Genomic DNA, 18,542 nt, shown 5'->3' with positions numbered 1-18,542 from the left:
TGAAAGTTTAGGAATAAGCTTTGCCATTAAAGTTAAAGAAAATCATAAAAATTCTTAAGTAGTAACGTAAAAAAAGCCATTAAAAAAGAAGTCATTTCAATTAAGAAACAACTTCTTTACGATTTAAACAACACGCTCAATTAATTCTCCAACTTTTTCAGCCATTACGTGAGGAGGGGAAGGCATTTCATTTTTTAACCACCATTCCACAATACCTACGTATGCATTCGCTACAAATTGAACAACAATCTCTTCGTTTTGACCGTTATTTTTCCCCTTAGTAATATCTACTTCTTTTCTGAACTCTTGAATGTTGAATTTTAAGAATTGACTGCGAAAGTACCGAGCACCTTCGCTTGCCAGCATTGTAGAGAAAAATAAATAGTTTTCTTCCAAGTATTCCATACAATGAACGGTTGATTGCACCCAATCCATATCCGCTGCTGATTCACAAACATTCGCCATGTTAAGGATATGTTCTTCCATAATTTTATCTAGTAAATCAAATTTATCTATGTAATGAAGATAAATGGTTCCCCGGTTAACGTTCGCTCGATCAGAGATATCTTTAATCGTAATTTTATCAAAGCTTTTTTCGGCCATTAATTCAATTAAAGCATTTTTGATAGCTTCTTGACTTTTAAGAATTCTTCTATCTACTTTTGGCATGAGCATATTCACACACCTTTCTTGATATATGCAATGTTACACACGTAATCATCTTTTGTCTATGATAATAAACAGGTGTTGATTAATTAATGATGATTTATTTGTTTATAAATTAGATTAAATGATCTGTCATAATAAAAAAATTAGATCATAATGAACAAATCCAGTTAAACTGTTGATTAAACCACAAATCCTCTTATTTTAACTATTGAGGAGATAACATTTCTCTTTCATAATAATAAACAGATGTTGATTAATCAACTTCTGATGAAAAGATATCTTGAGTTTGTTCTTTATATGTTCATCATTAAAACGATTACAAGATTTTTAGGGAGATAACAGGGGTGACTAATATGTTCAGGAGGATATTCGTTATTCCGCTTCTGCTTTTAGGAGGGACAGCATGCAGCAATGAATCAGATTTGCAGCATAAAAGTAATTTGCCGAACGTAAGTGAGAAAAAAGAGGAAGGTGTTATGGAAGAGATGAAAATTAAGCTAAGCGTTCATAACGAAGAACTTATTGTGAAAATGAATGACAATTCAACGAGCAGAGATTTTCTAGAACTGCTTCCGCTCACTTTAACATTTAAGGATTATGCTAGAAAGGAAAAAGTTAGTAATCCACCTCGCCAACTATCCGAAGAAGGAGCCCCTTCTGGTATTGAACCTCGTGTTGGAGACGTGACGTATTATGCTCCATGGGGTAATTTAGCCATTTTCTATGAAGATTTCAGCTACTCAAGTGGTCTTATTAAGCTTGGAGAAGTAGAGTCAGGTCTTGAAAGTATACCAAAGCTTCAAGGAGAGGTAAGGGTTGAGAGGCTAGAATAGTAAAAGCTTTTCAAGTAGAAGCATCTTTCAAAGAGTTTGAACGTTTTATTTACCGAGACATGAGGGTATAACGTTTTACAAGCCTTATTTAATTTGTAGGCTGCCAATTTAATAACTAAAAAATCTGTAAGTATACTCGTTCCATCAGCAACGAATACGCATTTTATATCTATGGAGGTAATAATGATGATTACTGCTAAAGCACGTGCCGTACATGGCCCAGATAAACCATTTAAAGCAACTGAAATTCAAAGACGTAGCTTAGATACACACGATGTGTTAATTGAAATTAAATACGCAGGTATTTGTCACTCTGATATTCATACTGCGCACGGTGAATGGGGAGATGTGAACTATCCGCTTGTCCCAGGTCATGAAATTGCTGGGATTGTAACGGATGTTGGAACGGAAGTAACAAAATACAAAGTTGGTGATCGTGTAGGAGTTGGGTGTATGGTGGATTCCTGCGGCGAATGTGAAAACTGTCGTCAGGGAGAAGAGCAGTATTGCTTAAATGGAATGACGCCTACCTATGCTGGAGTTGATAAGTACGGTGAACCTACTCAAGGTGGTTACTCAACGCATATTGTAGTCGTGGAAGACTTTGTTGTAAAAATTCCTGACAACATTGAGCTTGACGCTGCAGCACCTTTACTATGTGCAGGCATTACCACATTCTCTCCGCTAAACCGTTGGGAAGCTGGTCCTGGAAAGAAAGTTGCTATCGTAGGAATGGGTGGTTTAGGGCATATGGCTGTTAAAATCGCAAGCGCTATGGGAGCCGAGGTTACCGTGCTGTCACAAACCCTAAACAAACAACAAGACGGTTTAAACTTTGGTGCGAAAGATTATTATGCTACAAACGATCCTGAAACGTTTAAAAAGCTTAGCGGTTCGTTTGACTTAATTATCAACACAGTAAGCGCAAAAATTGATATGGATGCTTATTTTTCACTACTTACGCTAGACGGTACGCTAGTCAATGTAGGTGCTCCAGGTGAGCCTCTATCGCTGAACGTGATGTCGTTAATCGGTCATCGTCGCTCGTTTGCGGGGTCAATGATTGGAGGTATTCGCGAAACTCAAGAGATGCTAGATTTCTGCGGAGAACATGGAATCGTTCCAAAGGTTGAAGTCATTTCAGCTGACGAAATTGACGAAGCGTACAAGCGAGTACTAGCTTCAGATGTCAAGTATCGTTTTGTTATTGATACAAGTACGATGTAAAGGATAGATTTATAGTAATATAAAAGATGCCTCAAAATGAGGCATCTTTTATATTGTTACGAATTGATAAAGTATTAAGCTTAGGCTCCACATAAGTGCAATTTTCTAATGGATTTGGTCAGTTCAGTCATTCAAAATTTAAAAAAAGTCAATCATATGTAATTGACACTATTATTGTTTAGTGCTAAACTTTCTTTGTAGTAATACTTTATCAGAAAGGGGTTCTAGGTATGTTTAGCCAGTCAACATCATCTGTAATATGGCTTCGTATGATTAAAATATCTCAAAAAATAACAAAAGCGGCAGAAGAGCCATTACGTGAAGCTAATATTACTGCACCACAGATGCAAGTTTTAGTTCGTCTCTATAGGAAAAATGGGCAAATTCAACAAACTTTAGCTGAAAATCTCCATGTAACAAAAGGGAATATAAGTCAATTGATTGAAAAGCTTGAAAAAAACAGCTTGGTTGAACGTCACAAGGAAGGAAGAAAAACCAGAATTTTCCTTACTGATTTTGGGTTTCAAACAATTGAAAAGCTTCTTCCATCACATGATGAATTCATTGAAAAAAAGTTTTCTTCTCTTACAACAGATGAACAAGAACAACTTATGTATTTGCTTTCTAAATTAGATAATAGTATTAAATAATTCTTTACTCAGTTAAAGAATTATTTATACCCTTATTGTTTAGTGCTAAACAATTAAAGGACAGGAGATGTTAGAATGAAAAAAATTTTAGTAGTAGGAGCGACAGGCCATTTAGGAGGGCTTGTTGTGAAACATTTATTAAAAGAGGAATACTCAGTTCGAGCTTTAGTTCGCCCTCAAACAGATGCTACGGATTTAATAAATAAAGGTGTTGAAATTGTACGAGGGGACTTAACTCGTAGAGAAAGTCTTGTAAAAGCAATAACAGGAGTTGATGCGTTAATTACAACAGCAATTGGATATGCTGGTCGTCAAAAAGGAGATACTCTAATCAGTGTAGACGATCAAGGAAACCGCAACCTAATTGATGTAGCAAAAGAGTTAGGATTGAAACGATTCGTTTTCACCAGTATTTTAACAGCAGAACAAGCTGAAAATGTACCACATTTTTACCAAAAGAAATTAATTGAAGACTACTTAGAAGAAAGTGGAATTCCTTTTGTTTCAATACGACCTGGAGGTTTTTTGGATTCCTTAGTGAGTTCTTCAGATCTTACCAACGGGAGAATTAGAGCCATGGTTAACTCAAATGCGCAAGCAAGCACAATACTAGCTGAGGATGTAGCTAGCTGTCTTGTAAAAGCCCTTAAGGGAGATAACTTACTCGGGCATAAAATTGAAATTGGTTGTGACCGTCCTGTAAGTTTAAATGAAATTACAATGATTATTAATGAATTTTCTAGTAAAGATGTTAAGTTACAATCTATGCCTCCATCAGTTACTAAAATTATGATGAACATAATTGGCATATTTAACCCTGTTGTTAAAGCTTTAATTCCAACCATGGCTTATGTAGAATCTGGACAATACGTTGTTAAAAACAGTGTAATGGAAACACTTTTTGGTTTTCAACCGACAGTAGAAGAAAGCATAAAAAGGTACCTCAAACAGAATGACTTGCTTAAAGCATAAAGATAGAAGGTGAAAATGTTGAATAAAATAGCATTAGTAACAGGTGGAACAGATGGAATTGGAAGAGAGGCAGCAAGAGGTTTACTTCATAAGGGGTATCAAGTAGTAATAGTCGGAAGAAGTGAAAGAAAAGCACTAGAGTTCATGCGTAATCTTGGTAATTTATCTTCCAACCTCACCTTCATTCAAGCAGATTTAAGCTTAATGCAAGAAGTACAAAGAGTGGCTGAGCTTTTTAAGAGTAAATACTCTTCCATACAAATTCTTATACACAGTGCCGGCATTATTAAAACAAAAAGAGAATTAACACGTGAAGGCCTTGAAGTAACTTGGGCTACAAATTACTTAAGTAGGTTTTACCTAACTCAATTACTATTAGATCATCTCAGTGTATTTCCTCATGCTCGAGTTATAAACGTAGCAGCTTCAAATACGAAGGGAGGAAAAGTACATTTTGATGATTTACTTAATGGTATGAAGATAGGGGGGCTTAAAGGCCTGGGACAAGCACAATTTGCAAACGATGTATTTATAGTTGAACTGGGAAAAAAGTTAAGCGAAACTTCAATTAATTGCTATGCTTTAAACCCAGGAGCTGTGGAAACAAATATTCGAAGTGAATTTTCTCCACTTATTCTTAAAGTGATGGGGATTGTATTTAAGTCTTCCATACTGTCGCCTAAAGAAGGTGCAGATTCTGTGCTTTACCTTGCTTTATCCAAAGATTTAAACAGTATAAGATTTGGTTTATTTAAACGAATGAAAAAGTTAAGTATAAGCACCCAGCGTTCTAACTATAGTCTTAGAAAAAAACTATGGGAAGTGAGCGAGGAAATGATTTATCAAATTGTAAAAGGTTGAGGTGTTAAATATGTTAAATTCAAAAAAAAGAGATCGTTTTCCTGCAAAGGTTTACTTAAAAAAAGCATTAGTTGCTGCCGTGCTTTCTAGTATTATAAATGCCATTTTATTTGAGGTTGGTAATTTGATTGGTGCTTTTCCACAAGAAGTTATTATTTCAGGTACCAATCAACCCATGGCTATCGGACAAGTGATTTTTGCCTCAGCAGTCGGTTCTATCCTTGGAATTTTAGTATATTGGATTCTTGGAAAACGTACGGTTTTTCTTGGAGTTGCTTTAGTTATATTACTTTTATCAATGGCTACTCCTTTTACAATCTCGGAATCGCCATTAAGTATGAAAGTATTTTTAATGATAATGCACCTTATTGTAGGAGGAGTCACAATGTATGTAGCAACAACAACTAGTAAGTAATAAAGAAGCATCAAGGCAATTTTATTCATACGGAGCATTTAACAGAATAAACAAAAGCTCCTAATGTTAGAGCATACAAAGCAATAGTTGAGGGGGATTTCTGTGGTGCTTTTTCTATATTCATCTATAATCTCCTGTTCTTTTATTCTGAAAAACCGTGTATTTGTTTTATAAAGCAAATGAATAATACAGGAACATATTATAAAAACAGTTGAAAGAATAAAGGCTGTCGAAACCCTTTCGACAGCCCGATTATTCTTCATTGAATCACGTTTACTCAGCTAGTATTTTTTCAATCTTAGCTAAATCTTGTGGTAGTAAAGTTAAAGAATCAGCTTTGATGTTTTCTTTAACTTGGTCTGCACGTTTACCACCAGGTATTACTGTATCAATGCCTTCTTGCGCAAGTAACCACGCTAAAGCCAAATTTGATAGGCTGGCTCCTTTAGAGATAGCGATGTCTTTTAACTTTTCTACTTTATTTAACGTGCTTAGAAACATTTCTGATTGAAATAGAGGTTCGCCTTTTCTCCAATCTCCATCTGGTAAATTTAGAGAACGAGTATATTTACCACCTAAAATTCCAAATGCTAACGGTCCATAAGGTACAAATGAAATATTATGTTCTCGAGTATAAGGTAATAAGTCGTTTTCTGCTGAACGTTCTAACATGTTATAAGGTGATTGAATAACATCAATATTATTGTGCTCGTTAGCTTCTTTTAGCTGAGACAAATTAACATTTGAAATACCTATTGAGCCAATTTTACCTTCTTCTTTTAAACGAGATAATTCACCTATGGCTTCAATTAAAGGTGTTTCATTATCTGGATAGTGTAAGTAGTACAAATCAATGTAGTCGGTCTGTAGTCTCTTTAAACTTCTTTCAACAGCTACGCGTAAATATTCAGGTTTATTGTTAATGCGTGTGGTGCTATTATCTAATTTTTCAACCGCACCTTTAGTAGCAATTTTAAGTTCCGAACGATAAGGTTTGATAACCTCTCCAACTAACTCTTCAGATCTTCCAAATCCATATACATCAGCTGTATCAATAAATGTAATACCTAAATTTAAAGCTTCTTTAACTAGGTTTTTACCATTTTCTTCATCTAGATTTGTAAATAAATTATGACCACCTACTGCATTCGTTCCTAAACCTATTTGAGTCACTTCCAAATTAGCTTTATTTAAGAGTGTTTTTTTCATTTCTATGTCCTCCTGGATTTTTTGTTTTGTTATATTATTGTTCTAGTGTTCTATAATTATCGAACACAATTGGATAATAACATGCTTTTATTTATTTGACAACAAAAAAATAAAAAGTCCTAGATAAACTAGAACTTTTTAGTAAGATTCCGGATCAGTTGAAAGGACCATTTCCATTAATCCTGGAAATCTTTTGTTCAAATCCTCCATTCTAATCGAATAAAAATGTTGAGAACCTTCTACGCGTACTTTAATAATACCCGATTCTCTCAATGCTTTTATATGATGAGAAACAGTAGATTTTGAAATGTTAAATTCGTAAGAATAATACGTACACACTTCTTCACCTTTACTTGCTATACTTTTTACAATCCTTAATCTATTTGGATCACTTAAAGCATGAAAAACTTTAGATAATTGTAAACTTTCAACGGATGGATGATTAGGTATTCTCATGCGATTATTTTATCATATAAAGAAAGTCAATGTCTAGAAAGTGACTGGTAGCTACTAAAAGAGGCAAGCATTACAAATGAGTTTAATCACTTTGAACAATATATTCTTCGCTAGACTATAAATAGCTAGAGGAGGTAGTATAGAAATAATTGAATTCTTAACCAGTGCATGAAAACGATGGATTTTTCAGTTTCCCAAATAGATGGGGGAGGCTCAGAAACTATTTTATTTCCTGATTTTTGGTAGACGTAACAAGCTAAGGTAATTTGAAGGTGCAGCAGAATTTCTTAAAAAGTAGGGGTGTTTTATGGGGAGAATCACTAATCTCGGCGTATAAAAAGCGTTAAGCCCTAAGAGCTATGCTTAAGGCTTAACGAGATATATACTATACAACTAAGAAACTCTACACAAATGAATGGTAATTCTATAAAGTTATAATTCTCTTTTTTTTCTATGCGACTTTAATAGTTTAATAGCTAGTGGCACTAACGAAATAATCATTACGTATTTAAAATAAGGCTGAATTATTTCGCTAAAGTAAGTTAGCTGACTGAGGGATTCGTTGAAAGGAATCCCTCTTAGTAGTGAAATGACAATATATCCTCCACCGAAAACTACGCCTATGCCTATTGGAATGAGCAGAATACTTAGTAACAAAATAATGCTTTTCTTGATTATATTTATAGTCATCATACAGTACCTTCCAATTGATTTTATACTTAAACGGCTCTTTGAACATTTTTGAGTTTATATACTTGTTTAACCATGAAGCTAATGATGAGTGTGAAGATCCCGACTATTACAATTAATAGATAAATAGTAGCAGAGAATGAATCTACTAAAAATCCAAATAAAATTTGCCCAATTGGCACAGCTGTTGTAGCCGCTGCGGTTTGGATGGACATTACTTTTCCTAACAAATCTTTTGGCGTTTTTTCTTGAATAATTGTATTCAAATAAATGTTAATGACGGTTAAGGCAAACATGACGAGCATTGAGCTTATCGTTACAACGATATATTTGGTGAATGAACTTTCAACGAGGCCACTTGTTCCAAGAGCCATCCCAAAGTAGATCCCCGCACAGCCAAGAACCCATAAATAGAGGTTATCACTTCTGATTTTGCTTTTTAAAAGCCCAATGGTCATAGCTGAAAAGATAATGCTAATGGAAATGCCAGACTGAGTAAAGCCAAAGAAGGTGTCAGGCATGTTGAAAAGAACTTTAATCATATAAGGTAATCCTACAAAAAACATAGGAGCAATAAACAAGCTCACAACAAATGCAACGATTATACTCTTTAAAATAAAGCGATTTTCGCGAATAATGTAAAAAGCTCCTTGCTTAAGATCTTTTGTTACCATCTGTATAAAGGGTTCAGGTGGTCTTTTTTCGTAAGGAATCTTCATAAATAGCTCAATAACAGCAGCTAGTAAAAACAGTAATGCGCTTGCGATTACAATTATTTTAATCCCCATAAAGCTGTATAATAAGCTTCCAACGATAGGGCCGACGAAATTAGCCATCGACATGACCCCAGAAATGATGCCGTTGCTCTTTAACAGTTGTTCATTAGTTACAAGCACAGGGATGCTGGATTGAACAGCAGGCTGATACATAGAGCTAATTAATGTTAATCCCATTAAAAGGATACCGATCGAAAGAACCGTTACGTTTCCGCTTAACAGCATGATTGCAAATATAATAATTAAGGCACTGCTACAGAAATCGAGAATAACCATCATCTTTTTCTTATCAAAGCGATCGGCAATAGCGCCTCCGATAGGAGATAGAAAGATAGTAGGGACTACTGAAAGCCCCATAATGGTTCCGAATATTGTAGCGGAACCCGTTAAATCAAGAACATAGAGTGATAAGGCAAATCTTAAAATGGAAGAACCAAAAATGGATATGATTTGACCAAATACAAGAATTTTAAAATCTTGACTAAATTTCTTCATGGCTATTTCACCAATAAATCTCTAAGCGTTAGAAATAAGACGTGCACTTTAACCTTTATTTCGGCAGACATCTCCTGTACGGCTTTATTTCCAACGTTGATTTCATTTATAACGCCAGATAGATAAGTTGTAATCAAAGTGACGACGTTTTCAATTGAAAGTGATGGATTGAAGACATTCTCGCTAATATTTTTTGTTAAGAAACTCTGAAATTGTTTCTGTAAATATTCCAAGTTAGACACTTCATGAAGCTGGTCTTTTACTTTTTCATAACGGTCTGGATATCTAGAATATAAATCCATAAGCTTATAAAAAATGGTCCCCTTGTTGAGTAGAGAGTGTTCCATATATTCACCAATATAGAGTAAAAACTTCTCAAGCTTCAGAACAGGAGTAACATCACTAGCATAAATTTCATCCACTTTGGCTTTCACTTGGCTATTTAGCGTTTCTTCGTTTAATAAACCGCTAAATATTTCATCAATGTTCGCAAAGTATTTATAAACGCCACCTTGACTCATGCCAGTTGCGATGACGATATCCCTCATTGATACGTCATGAATGGATTTTTCATTACATACCTTTCGGGCAACATCTAAAATTTCTGCTTTCTTTTTTTCAATATATTCTTGGCTCACTTTAGGCATAATATATTCGCTCCTTTAGCGTTGATAGAAAGTGTTTATTGCTTGAATAATAAGCTCTGCGCTTTTCTCGGCTCCCTTTTCTTTTTGGACACGACTACCAAGCTCTTTCGCTTTCTTTAATACGATATCTGTTTGAGTAAATGCAATGGCGTTTGCTAGCTTATCAGCTGTCAATTCCTTACGCGGAATAGACTCTGCACCAACCCCAAGCTCATTCATTCTTTTCCCCCAAGCGAACTGATCGTTGCCAAAAGGAATAATGATTTGGGGAACTCCAGAGCGAAGTGCCGCAGCAGTCGTTCCAGCGCCTCCATGATGAACAACAGCTGCCATTTGAGGAAACAGCCACTCATGAGGAACGCTTTTAACAAATAAAACATCCTTTGAGTTTTCTCTTTCTTCCATTCCGCTGCCGGCATTAATAATACCGCGCTTTCCATTCTTTTTAAGAGCTTTTAATACTAAATCTGTTGCTTGAGCTGCATTCTTTTTGTCTCCTACGCTTCCAAACCCTACATAAACAGGAGGAGGACCTTCTTTTAGAAATGTTGCTAACTCTTCTGATGGTTGATAATTAGAATGGTCCTCAATAAACCAATAGCCAAACGAATGAACGTGTTGGGGCCAATCTTTTGGAACTGAAAATACGCTTGGACTTAGCGAAAGAATGGTTGGATGCGTTTTTGTACGCTGTTTTGGATAAGGATTTGAAAACGCCGTAGGCAGCTGACCATATTGGCGAGTCCAGTATTTTTTAAGTCCAGTATTGGCCATTTTCCAAAATCCAGTCTCAAAAACTTTATGCGTTAATTTATTATAAGCTTTCCCAAGTCGAAGTCGGTCGTAAAACAAGATAGCAGGATATTCTTTAGTTGGTGTCATAGGAAATGGACAAGCTAATATGCTTGGAATTCCCATTTCTTTTGCTACAAAGTAGCCGATGGTAGCGCCAGGGTGGTAAACAATTGCATCAGCACCTTCACAAGCTTTGTGCATGTCTTCTTGACCACCAATCATTAACTCAGTCAACTCATCGTTTTTAAAATTAAGGCTTGTGAAAAATTTGAAAGGACTATCTGAATCTTTTACAACGCCACTTTCAAGAATTTTGTTGATGTCTCCACGGAGAGGAGCATGTTCAAACCCATAGCTTTCAACAAGTTGTTGATAAGATGTAGACGCTGCGATGCGTACTTTAAATCCTTTCTTTTTAAGCTCAAGACCTAACGCGATAAATGGCTGGGTATCTCCACGTGTACCGGTAGATAGCATTGTAATTAGCATGTGTAAAGCCTCCTTTATAAATAAACGACAACTATGTCGTTTTTATAAATATAAATCATTAAGATATGGCTGTCAATATAAAAATGACAACATTGTCGTTTTGTATGTGATGAGTGTTTAAAAAGAAGGAGAGATGTCTATAAACCTCTAAGTAATTTCTATTATTAGTCATGTAAAGAGGGATATAAACGAATGGAATCAAGTGTAAGGAGTACAAAGAGAAAATATATTAAAAAATGTTCGAGGGTTTGTGTCTTTGAATGTTTCTGTACTTTGGTTATTTAAAAGAGATAAGACATAGTAAACAATATATTTGACAATTTTGAAATGCGGGCATAGTATAGCATTGAATTTGCATTAGGGAAAAATATTAGATAAGGGGAAATATACATGTACAAATCTAAAAAAGTTTTATTGAGCCAAGGGTTGAAAGGAGACGTAATAAAAATTACTTCCTTGTTATTAGAAGGAACCATGAGAAGAAGGCTATTAGATTTAGGTTTTGTACCAGGTGCATTTGTAGAAGTGGTAAAAAAGAGTCCGCTTGGAGATCCGATTGCCTTTCGAGTGAGCCAAACAATCATTGCGCTTAGAAAAGAAGAAAGTAGATTAATCGAGGGGGATTTAGTTCATCATGAATAGTGCATATCGAATTGCCTTAGCAGGTAATCCAAACACTGGAAAAAGCACGCTATTTAACGCATTGACAGGATTAAAACAGCATACGGGGAACTGGGCTGGGAAGACCGTTTCAATGGCAGAAGGGTCGTTTACACATAAAGATAAAAAATATAAACTAATCGATTTGCCAGGGACGTACTCACTGTTTTCAAACTCGGCTGATGAAGAGGTAGCACGAAATTACATTTTGTTTGAACAGCCCGATATTACGCTTGTTGTGGTAGATGCAACGTCCTTAGAGAGAAATCTCAATTTAGCACTGCAAGTGATGGAGATGGCAAAGAATGTTATCATCTGCGTTAATTTAATTGATGAAGCAGAACGAAAAGGAATTAAAATCAACGAGAAAGTCTTAATGAAACGAACTGGGATACCAGTCATTAAGCTTTCTGCGCGAAATAAAGTTGGGTTTAATGTTCTGCTTGATACGATTGATCGCGTTATCGCTGGAGTCATTGAATGTCAGCCTGTTCAGACAGTCTATAGTGAGCAAATTGAAGAAAAAATAGCCAAGATAGAGTCAAAGCTTTTACGTTTAGATATTGATCACCTTTCTGCGCGTTGGGTAGCTTTAAGATTATTAGACGGAGATATGTCGCTAATGGAAGAATTGACGAATCGTTTAGGAGAAGGAGGAGAAACGCAGCATGGATATCAACAGCATATACTCAGAGGCTAAAGCTCTTTCATCCGAAGAACTTCGAGATGACATTGTGCATCATCTTTATAAAAGAAGCCGAGAGCTTTGCAGCGCAAGCGTTTCGTATAATAAAACAAAAACAGATAAAAAAACAGAAAAGCTAGATCAAATTTTCACGTCGCCTATTTGGGGTTTTCCGATTATGATTGCGATGCTAGGAGTCATTTTTTACATCACTATTGCCGGCGCGAACGTACCTTCTTCACTGTTAGCTTCTTTCTTTTCTTATATCGAAGGGTATATCACAGCATTCTTTAATGCCGTCAACGCTCCAGATTGGCTACACGGCGTCTTAGTTTTAGGATTATATCGTGGTTCGACGTGGGTTATTAGCGTTATGCTACCTCCAATGGCCATTTTTTTCCCAACGTTCGCTCTTCTCGAAAACTATGGTTATCTTCCAAGAGTTGCGTTTAACATGGACCGTTTGTTCAAACAAGTAGGCGCTCATGGGAAGCAATCATTAACGATGGCGATGGGATTTGGCTGTAACGCAGCTGCCGTAATGTCTTCACGTATTATTGAGTCTCCGAGAGAACGAATGCTTGCAATTTTAACGAACAACTTTGTACCTTGTAACGGCCGATGGGGAACGCTCATCGTATTAGCCTCTTTATTTATGGCAGCCAACGTAGCGAGTGGATTGAAGCCTCTCGTTACAACAGGAGTACTTGTTGGGCTTGTGCTATTTGGTATTATTGTTACGTTTTTTGTATCATGGCTATTATCAAAAACGTTATTAAAAGGCGTGCCAACTCACTATACGTTAGAACTGCCACCTTACCGGCGTCCAAAGTTTTTTGACACCATCGTACGTTCTTCTTTAACCAAGTCTTGGACAGTGTTAGTTCGAGCAGTGAAAGTAGCCGCTCCTGCTGCGGTTTTAACGTGGATTATTGCTAATATTCATATAGGTGACGCAAGCGTATTGCAGCATTTAGTAGGGTATTTAGATCCATTTGCTCGGATGCTTGGATTAGATGGCTACATTTTACTTGCGTTTATTCTAGGACTACCGGCTAACGAAATTGTTTTACCCGTTTTGTTAATGGGTTATTTATCGACGGGAGCACTGACTGAAGTTGATAACCTGGTAGATTTAAAGCAAATCTTTATCGATCAAGGCTGGACTTGGATAACGGCCCTAAACGTGATGTTATTTTCACTGCTTCATTATCCTTGCGGTACAACGTTATTAAACATATATAAAGAAACCAAAAGTAAAAAATGGACGTTTTTTGCCTTTTTAATTCCCACAGCTCTTGCCATTATCGTACCATTCATTGTATTTCAAACGGCTAAGCTCATGGGTTGGATATAAAGAACCTAACTATTTAAAGAAAAACAGGTGCTATAGCACCTGTTTTTCTTTAAATTATATGTTAACTTATTTTTATTTTAAGTTTACATAAATGGTAGATTGTTATAAACTATTTTCATAATCTTGGAAAGGAGATGAGACATTGAAGACGAGTAAAACAAAAGAAATAACGCTGATGGCAATGCTTGCCGTGTTAATTGCGATAAGCGGAATGTTTAAAATTCCGTCACCTTTCGTTGGGACAGAGTTTCAGCTTTCGGCGCCCATCGCTATCGTTATTGCCGCTACGTTCGGGTTTAAACGTTATTTTTGCGCAGGAATTATTGCTAGTATTATAAGCTTGCTACTAGGGACCCATACGCTGATCCATGTTTTAGTTGCCATGATCTTTCGGCTAGTAGCTGGAGGAATCATTGGCATATTTGGTACAGCGTTAGTCGTTGTGATGGTAGCAGGACCTTTAGGAACAATCGCTGCTCGCTACGTATTAGCAGCTGTTATGGGCGTTGATGTGACGGTGTTGCTGCTTGCCGCTTTGCCAGGAATGATTTTCACAGCTATTTCATCAGGTATTATGTATCCCATTATAAAAAGAAATATGAAGTCAACGATTTTTCAGGAATTTGTTGTAGATAGTGAGAAAAAAGGAGGAACGAGAAAGTATGAATCTGTTTAGCTTGAAGATGAGAGCTTCTAATCGTAATGTTGGTCATCTTTCGGGAGCGGAGAAACTGGTAAATGAAAGTCAATTACCTACCTATACTAATGCTTTATTACATAGAGCACTCCATCATTCCAAAGGCGAAGCAGATGAAGTTACGATTAAAGTCGAACCCATACAGCCAGGTGATATTCAACATTTAGACGCTTTACCCGTTACAACAGTAGAAGTTGCTCATCATCACGAAGGGATAGAAGAAGCAAAAAAGCTGCTTTTCGACTTAGGTTTAAAACAAGCTGATGAAATCATTGAAATGCTGGGTTCATGTTCTTCTATGCGCGGCGCAATCTTATTAGACGTTGATACAATGAAGCGTATAGAGCCAAATCAAGAACGAGGGATTCGAGCAACGTATATGGATGCAAACCATGACTGCTTTCAAGAAGACCTGAAAAAGAAAAATCATTTTCAAGAAGCGCTTGTATTAGCGACAAAAGTAGCCCATGCGCCCAATATTATTGGTGAAATTTGTATCTCTGATGACCCTGAATACGTTACGGGCTACGTCGCTGCCAAAGAGATTGGTTACGTTCGAATTACAAAGCTAAAAGAGAAAGGAAGCCACTGTGGTGGTCGCATCTTTTTATATCGCCAATCCGACAGTAGCGTGAGTGCAACAATTACCTATTTAGAAAAGCAAACAGCAGTTGTACATATAGGCGACGAATCAAGATTAAATAAAGCTAAGCAGGGAGATAAATGGAAAAAAGTAAAAAGAGACCTAGACTTTTTGCAAAAAAATCATCTTTACCGATCTCTTAAAGAAATTCAAAGTGCACAAGATGCTCGTGTCAAGATGAATGACCGAGAGTATGTAATGCTTGCTTCAAACAGCTATCTAAATTTATGTAACCATTCGGATATAAACCGTTATGTGCTTCAAATGGGTGAAGCGTACGGCGTTGGTTCAGGGGGATCTAGATTAACAACAGGTACCACTTCACTTCATCGTCTTCTAGAAGAAGCGCTTGCGGAATTTAAAGAAACAGAAGAAGCGCTTGTGTTTAATACGGGTTACATGGCGAACATTGGTGTTATTTCATCTTTGTTTTCTGAAGGGGACGTCATTTTTAGCGATGAGTTAAATCACGCAAGCATTATTGACGGCTGTCGCCTTAGCAAAGCGAAAACCGTTGTATACAAGCATAATGATATGAAAGATTTAGAAGAGAAAATTCTAGCTCACCCCTGTGAGAACGGTTTAATTGTGAGCGATGCGGTTTTCAGCATGGATGGAGACATTGTCAATCTACCTGAGCTAATGCGTTTAGCGAATCAGTACGGTTTATTTTCAATGGTGGATGAGGCTCACTCAACGGGTGTTCTTGGCGAGCGCGGTCGCGGAATTTGCGAACATTTTCACCTGAAGCAAAAGCCAGACATTATCATGGGAACCCTTAGCAAAGCGCTCGGTAGTGAAGGTGGGTTTGTATGTGGGAATAAGCTGCTCATAGAATACTTGAAAAATAAAGCACGAAGTTTTATCTTTTCCACTTCGCTATCACCGATAACAATTGCGTCGTCTCTGGCAGCACTGAGAATAGTAATGAACGACTACACGCTATTAAAAAAATTGCAGGATAATATTGCTTATTTTAATAAGTGCTTACAGCAAAATAAAATTCCTGCGCATTCATATTCAGCTATTTTTCCAATTATTGTGGGAGATGAACAAGTAGCAATGAATGTGTCAGCGAAGCTTCTTCAAAGGGGCTATTTTATTTCAGCGATTCGCTATCCAACCGTTGCTAAAGGAAGTGCACGTCTTCGCGTATCACTAATGGCTAATCATTCAAAGGAAGAACTCTCAGAAGCAGCTCGCTTAATTAAAAAGTACATTGGCAACGTATAGGAGGTAGAAGAAATTATGGGGAAAGGCTTATTTATTACTGGGACAGGAACAGATGTTGGAAAAACATATGTAACGGGTTTGCTTGTGAAAAAACTCCGTGAAAACGGCTATGAGTGCGGTTATTATAAACCTGCGCTTAGCGGAGCAAAAGTAGAGCACGCACAATTAATTCCAGGAGATGCTAAGCACGTGCTTGAAACCGCAGGAATTCATGAGAAACCAGAAAATACGGTGTCTTATATTTATAAGCAAGCCGTGTCGCCTCATTTGGCTGCTAACCTTGAAGGAAATCCTGTAGATATTAAGGTTATTAAGACAGATTACCAAAGGGCTAAGGCTAAGTATGACTATGTAGCAGTTGAAGGGAGCGGAGGAATTCTTTGTCCGATTCGCTGGGATGATCAGCATATTTTGCTGGAGGATATCGTTAAAGAGCTAGACTTATCTACGATTGTGATTGCAGATGCGGGACTTGGGACGATAAACGCAACCGTATTGACAATCGAATACTTGAGAGCGCGCGATATTGAAGTGAAAGGAATTATTTTTAACCGTTCACATGAAGGAAACATTATGGAAGAAGACAATCAAAGAATGGTGGAAGTACTAACAGGTGTTTCAGTAATCGGCTTGGTGAAGCAAAATGATACAGAGCTTGCAATGAAAGCAGAAAAAGTAGCGGAGCTGTTTGCATAATGAACAGAATTGAAAACATGAACTTAGTGGAAAAAGACTTAAAATATATTTGGCATCCCTGTTCACAAATGAAGGACTATGAAGAACTTAAGCCTATTGTTATTGAAAAAGGAGAGGGCGTGTACTTATATGATACGGAAGGAAATTCTTATTTAGATGTTGTGAGTTCGTGGTGGTGCAATCTTCTAGGTCACTGCAACCCCATCATTAACGATAAAATTAAAGATCAGCTTGACCGCCTTGAGCACGTTATCTTTGCCAACTTTACGCATGAGCCTGCAATTAAGCTGTGTGAATCGCTAATGGAAATTATTCCTGAAGGACTAAGCAAATTTAACTTCTCTGATAACGGTTCAGCGGCTGTGGAATGCGCATTGAAAATGGCGTTTCAGTACCAATATCAAACTGGTCATAAAGAAAAAACAAGGTTTATGTGCTTCACAGACGGCTATCATGGTGAAACGATTGGTGCTTTATCGGTGGGGAGCTTAGACTTATATGCGCAAATTTACAATCCAATGCTGATGGATACAATTCGAATTGAAGCGCCAGATTGCTATCGATGTCCTTACGGAAAAACAAGAGATTCCTGTCAGGTCGAATGCTTTGTACAAGCAGAAAAAGCATTTGAAAAGCATGGTCATGAAACGTGTGCGATGATTGTAGAACCTATCTTACAAGGAGCAGCTGGAATGAGGATATATCCACCTCGCTATCTTCAAAAGCTAAGAGCGTTATGCGATGAGTATGGTGTACTGTTAATCGCTGATGAGATTGCAACGGGTTTTGGACGAACGGGCAAGATGTTTGCATGCGATCACGCGGAGATTACGCCGGATATTATGTGTATTTCAAAAGGACTCACCGGGGGCTATATGCCGATGGCGATTACTATTACGAGTAATCAAATTTATAAAGCATTTTATGCAGAATATAAAGAAGGAAAAGCTTTTATGCACAGCCACACCTACAGCGGTAACCCATTAGCGTGCTCTGCAGCTTTAGCGGTGGTGAATATTCTGAAGCATGATAAAGTGTTAGAAAAGGCATCCGTTCGAGCAGCTTATTTAAATAAAAGAATAAATGAAGCGTTATTAGACCATCCTCATGTTGGTGAAATTCGTGACATAGGATTAATACATGCTGTTGAGCTTGTGAAAAATAAGAAAACGAAAGAACCGTTTAGCTCAGAACATCGAATTGGTTATCAAATTTACAAAGCAGCGCTGAAGAAAGGACTCATCCTGCGTCCACTAGGGGATGTTCTATACTTTAATCCACCTTTAACTATTGATGAAGAAGAACTAGATGAAGCTATTAATAGCTGCGTAAACGCTATTAACGAAGTAATAGGTTGAAAAGAGCAAAAGCCGTATGCATATGCATG

19 protein-coding genes are annotated in these 18,542 nt (G+C 37.0%); 13 read left to right on the top strand and 6 right to left on the bottom strand.

From position 1 onward, the window contains the following. Positions 1-123 precede the first annotated feature (123 nt). Entirely contained in the window at positions 124-669 is a 546-nt protein-coding gene (locus EPL02_RS11990; protein ID WP_094910556.1) for a TetR/AcrR family transcriptional regulator, read from the bottom strand. 353 nt (positions 670-1,022) lie between these two features. On the opposite strand from EPL02_RS11990, the gene EPL02_RS11985 reads away from it, so the two are divergent. The 6 genes from EPL02_RS11985 (at position 1,023) to EPL02_RS11960 (ending at position 5,627) form a co-directional block, all read left to right on the top strand. Continuing rightward, positions 1,023-1,502 carry a cyclophilin-like fold protein gene (locus EPL02_RS11985; RefSeq protein ID WP_286175421.1) on the top strand — a complete coding sequence of 160 codons (480 nt, stop codon included), beginning with the start codon at positions 1,023-1,025 and terminating at the stop codon, positions 1,500-1,502. A 186-nt stretch (positions 1,503-1,688) separates the two neighbouring features. Beyond that, positions 1,689-2,729: an NAD(P)-dependent alcohol dehydrogenase gene (locus tag EPL02_RS11980; RefSeq protein ID WP_131888466.1), complete on the top strand. Its 1,041-nt coding sequence runs from the start codon at positions 1,689-1,691 to the stop codon at positions 2,727-2,729. A 230-nt stretch (positions 2,730-2,959) separates the two neighbouring features. After that, positions 2,960-3,379: a MarR family winged helix-turn-helix transcriptional regulator gene (locus EPL02_RS11975; protein ID WP_131887837.1), complete on the top strand. Its 420-nt coding sequence runs from the start codon at positions 2,960-2,962 to the stop codon at positions 3,377-3,379. A gap of 75 nt (positions 3,380-3,454) precedes the next feature. Beyond that, positions 3,455-4,351 (top strand): SDR family oxidoreductase, encoded by an 897-nt coding sequence (locus tag EPL02_RS11970; protein WP_131887836.1) that lies wholly within the window; start codon positions 3,455-3,457, stop codon positions 4,349-4,351. A 15-nt stretch (positions 4,352-4,366) separates the two neighbouring features. Next, entirely contained in the window at positions 4,367-5,212 is an 846-nt protein-coding gene (locus EPL02_RS11965; protein ID WP_131887835.1) for an SDR family NAD(P)-dependent oxidoreductase, read from the top strand. 10 nt (positions 5,213-5,222) lie between these two features. Next, the gene (locus tag EPL02_RS11960) at positions 5,223-5,627 is read left to right on the top strand and encodes a DUF6069 family protein (protein ID WP_131887834.1); all 405 of its coding nucleotides are present in this window, start codon (positions 5,223-5,225) and stop codon (positions 5,625-5,627) included. Between the two features lie 273 nt (positions 5,628-5,900). On the opposite strand, the gene EPL02_RS11955 is transcribed toward EPL02_RS11960, so the two are convergent. The 5 genes from EPL02_RS11955 to EPL02_RS11935 all read right to left on the bottom strand — a co-directional run bounded on the left by EPL02_RS11955 (position 5,901) and on the right by EPL02_RS11935 (position 11,184). After that, positions 5,901-6,836, bottom strand: a complete 936-nt coding sequence (locus EPL02_RS11955; RefSeq protein WP_131887833.1) for an aldo/keto reductase — start codon at positions 6,834-6,836, stop codon at positions 5,901-5,903. Between the two features lie 138 nt (positions 6,837-6,974). After that, a complete protein-coding gene (locus EPL02_RS11950) occupies positions 6,975-7,292 on the bottom strand; it encodes an ArsR/SmtB family transcription factor (protein ID WP_131887832.1) in 318 nt (105 codons plus the stop codon). 719 nt (positions 7,293-8,011) lie between these two features. Beyond that, on the bottom strand, positions 8,012-9,253 hold the full coding sequence (locus EPL02_RS11945) for an MFS transporter (RefSeq protein ID WP_131887831.1): 1,242 nt from the start codon (positions 9,251-9,253) through the stop codon (positions 8,012-8,014). A gap of 2 nt (positions 9,254-9,255) precedes the next feature. Beyond that, positions 9,256-9,900: a TetR/AcrR family transcriptional regulator gene (locus tag EPL02_RS11940; protein WP_131887830.1), complete on the bottom strand. Its 645-nt coding sequence runs from the start codon at positions 9,898-9,900 to the stop codon at positions 9,256-9,258. 15 nt (positions 9,901-9,915) lie between these two features. Beyond that, positions 9,916-11,184: a glycosyltransferase gene (locus EPL02_RS11935; RefSeq protein ID WP_131887829.1), complete on the bottom strand. Its 1,269-nt coding sequence runs from the start codon at positions 11,182-11,184 to the stop codon at positions 9,916-9,918. Positions 11,185-11,574: 390 nt separating this feature from the next. Between EPL02_RS11935 and EPL02_RS11930 the strand changes: the two genes are divergently transcribed. The 7 genes from EPL02_RS11930 (at position 11,575) to bioA (ending at position 18,513) form a co-directional block, all read left to right on the top strand. After that, positions 11,575-11,826, top strand: coding sequence for a FeoA family protein (locus EPL02_RS11930; RefSeq protein ID WP_131887828.1), 252 nt, complete (start codon positions 11,575-11,577; stop codon positions 11,824-11,826). Next, the gene (locus EPL02_RS11925) at positions 11,819-12,544 is read left to right on the top strand and encodes a FeoB small GTPase domain-containing protein (RefSeq protein ID WP_131887827.1); all 726 of its coding nucleotides are present in this window, start codon (positions 11,819-11,821) and stop codon (positions 12,542-12,544) included. Before EPL02_RS11930 ends, EPL02_RS11925 begins: the two co-directional genes overlap by 8 nt. Then, a complete protein-coding gene (locus tag EPL02_RS11920) occupies positions 12,513-13,886 on the top strand; it encodes a nucleoside recognition domain-containing protein (RefSeq protein WP_131887826.1) in 1,374 nt (457 codons plus the stop codon). The genes EPL02_RS11925 and EPL02_RS11920 overlap by 32 nt, the downstream gene beginning before the upstream one ends. Before the next feature lie 142 nt (positions 13,887-14,028). Beyond that, positions 14,029-14,562 carry a hypothetical protein gene (locus EPL02_RS11915; RefSeq protein ID WP_256993283.1) on the top strand — a complete coding sequence of 178 codons (534 nt, stop codon included), beginning with the start codon at positions 14,029-14,031 and terminating at the stop codon, positions 14,560-14,562. Then, positions 14,549-16,459, top strand: a complete 1,911-nt coding sequence (bioF, locus tag EPL02_RS11910) for an 8-amino-7-oxononanoate synthase (RefSeq protein WP_131887825.1) — start codon at positions 14,549-14,551, stop codon at positions 16,457-16,459. Before EPL02_RS11915 ends, bioF begins: the two co-directional genes overlap by 14 nt. 15 nt (positions 16,460-16,474) lie before the next feature. Then, positions 16,475-17,155, top strand: coding sequence for a dethiobiotin synthase (bioD, locus tag EPL02_RS11905; RefSeq protein ID WP_131887824.1), 681 nt, complete (start codon positions 16,475-16,477; stop codon positions 17,153-17,155). Further along, the gene (bioA, locus tag EPL02_RS11900) at positions 17,155-18,513 is read left to right on the top strand and encodes an adenosylmethionine--8-amino-7-oxononanoate transaminase (protein WP_286175420.1); all 1,359 of its coding nucleotides are present in this window, start codon (positions 17,155-17,157) and stop codon (positions 18,511-18,513) included. Before bioD ends, bioA begins: the two co-directional genes overlap by 1 nt. Positions 18,514-18,542 lie beyond the last annotated feature (29 nt).

This window comes from Bacillus sp. CBEL-1 (genome assembly GCF_004348885.1).
In the GTDB taxonomy this organism is placed as follows: Bacteria; Bacillota; Bacilli; order Bacillales; family Bacillaceae_H; genus Priestia; species Priestia aryabhattai_A.
Note: the sequence above shows the minus strand (reverse complement) of the source record. Positions and strands in the feature narration are given on the sequence as shown.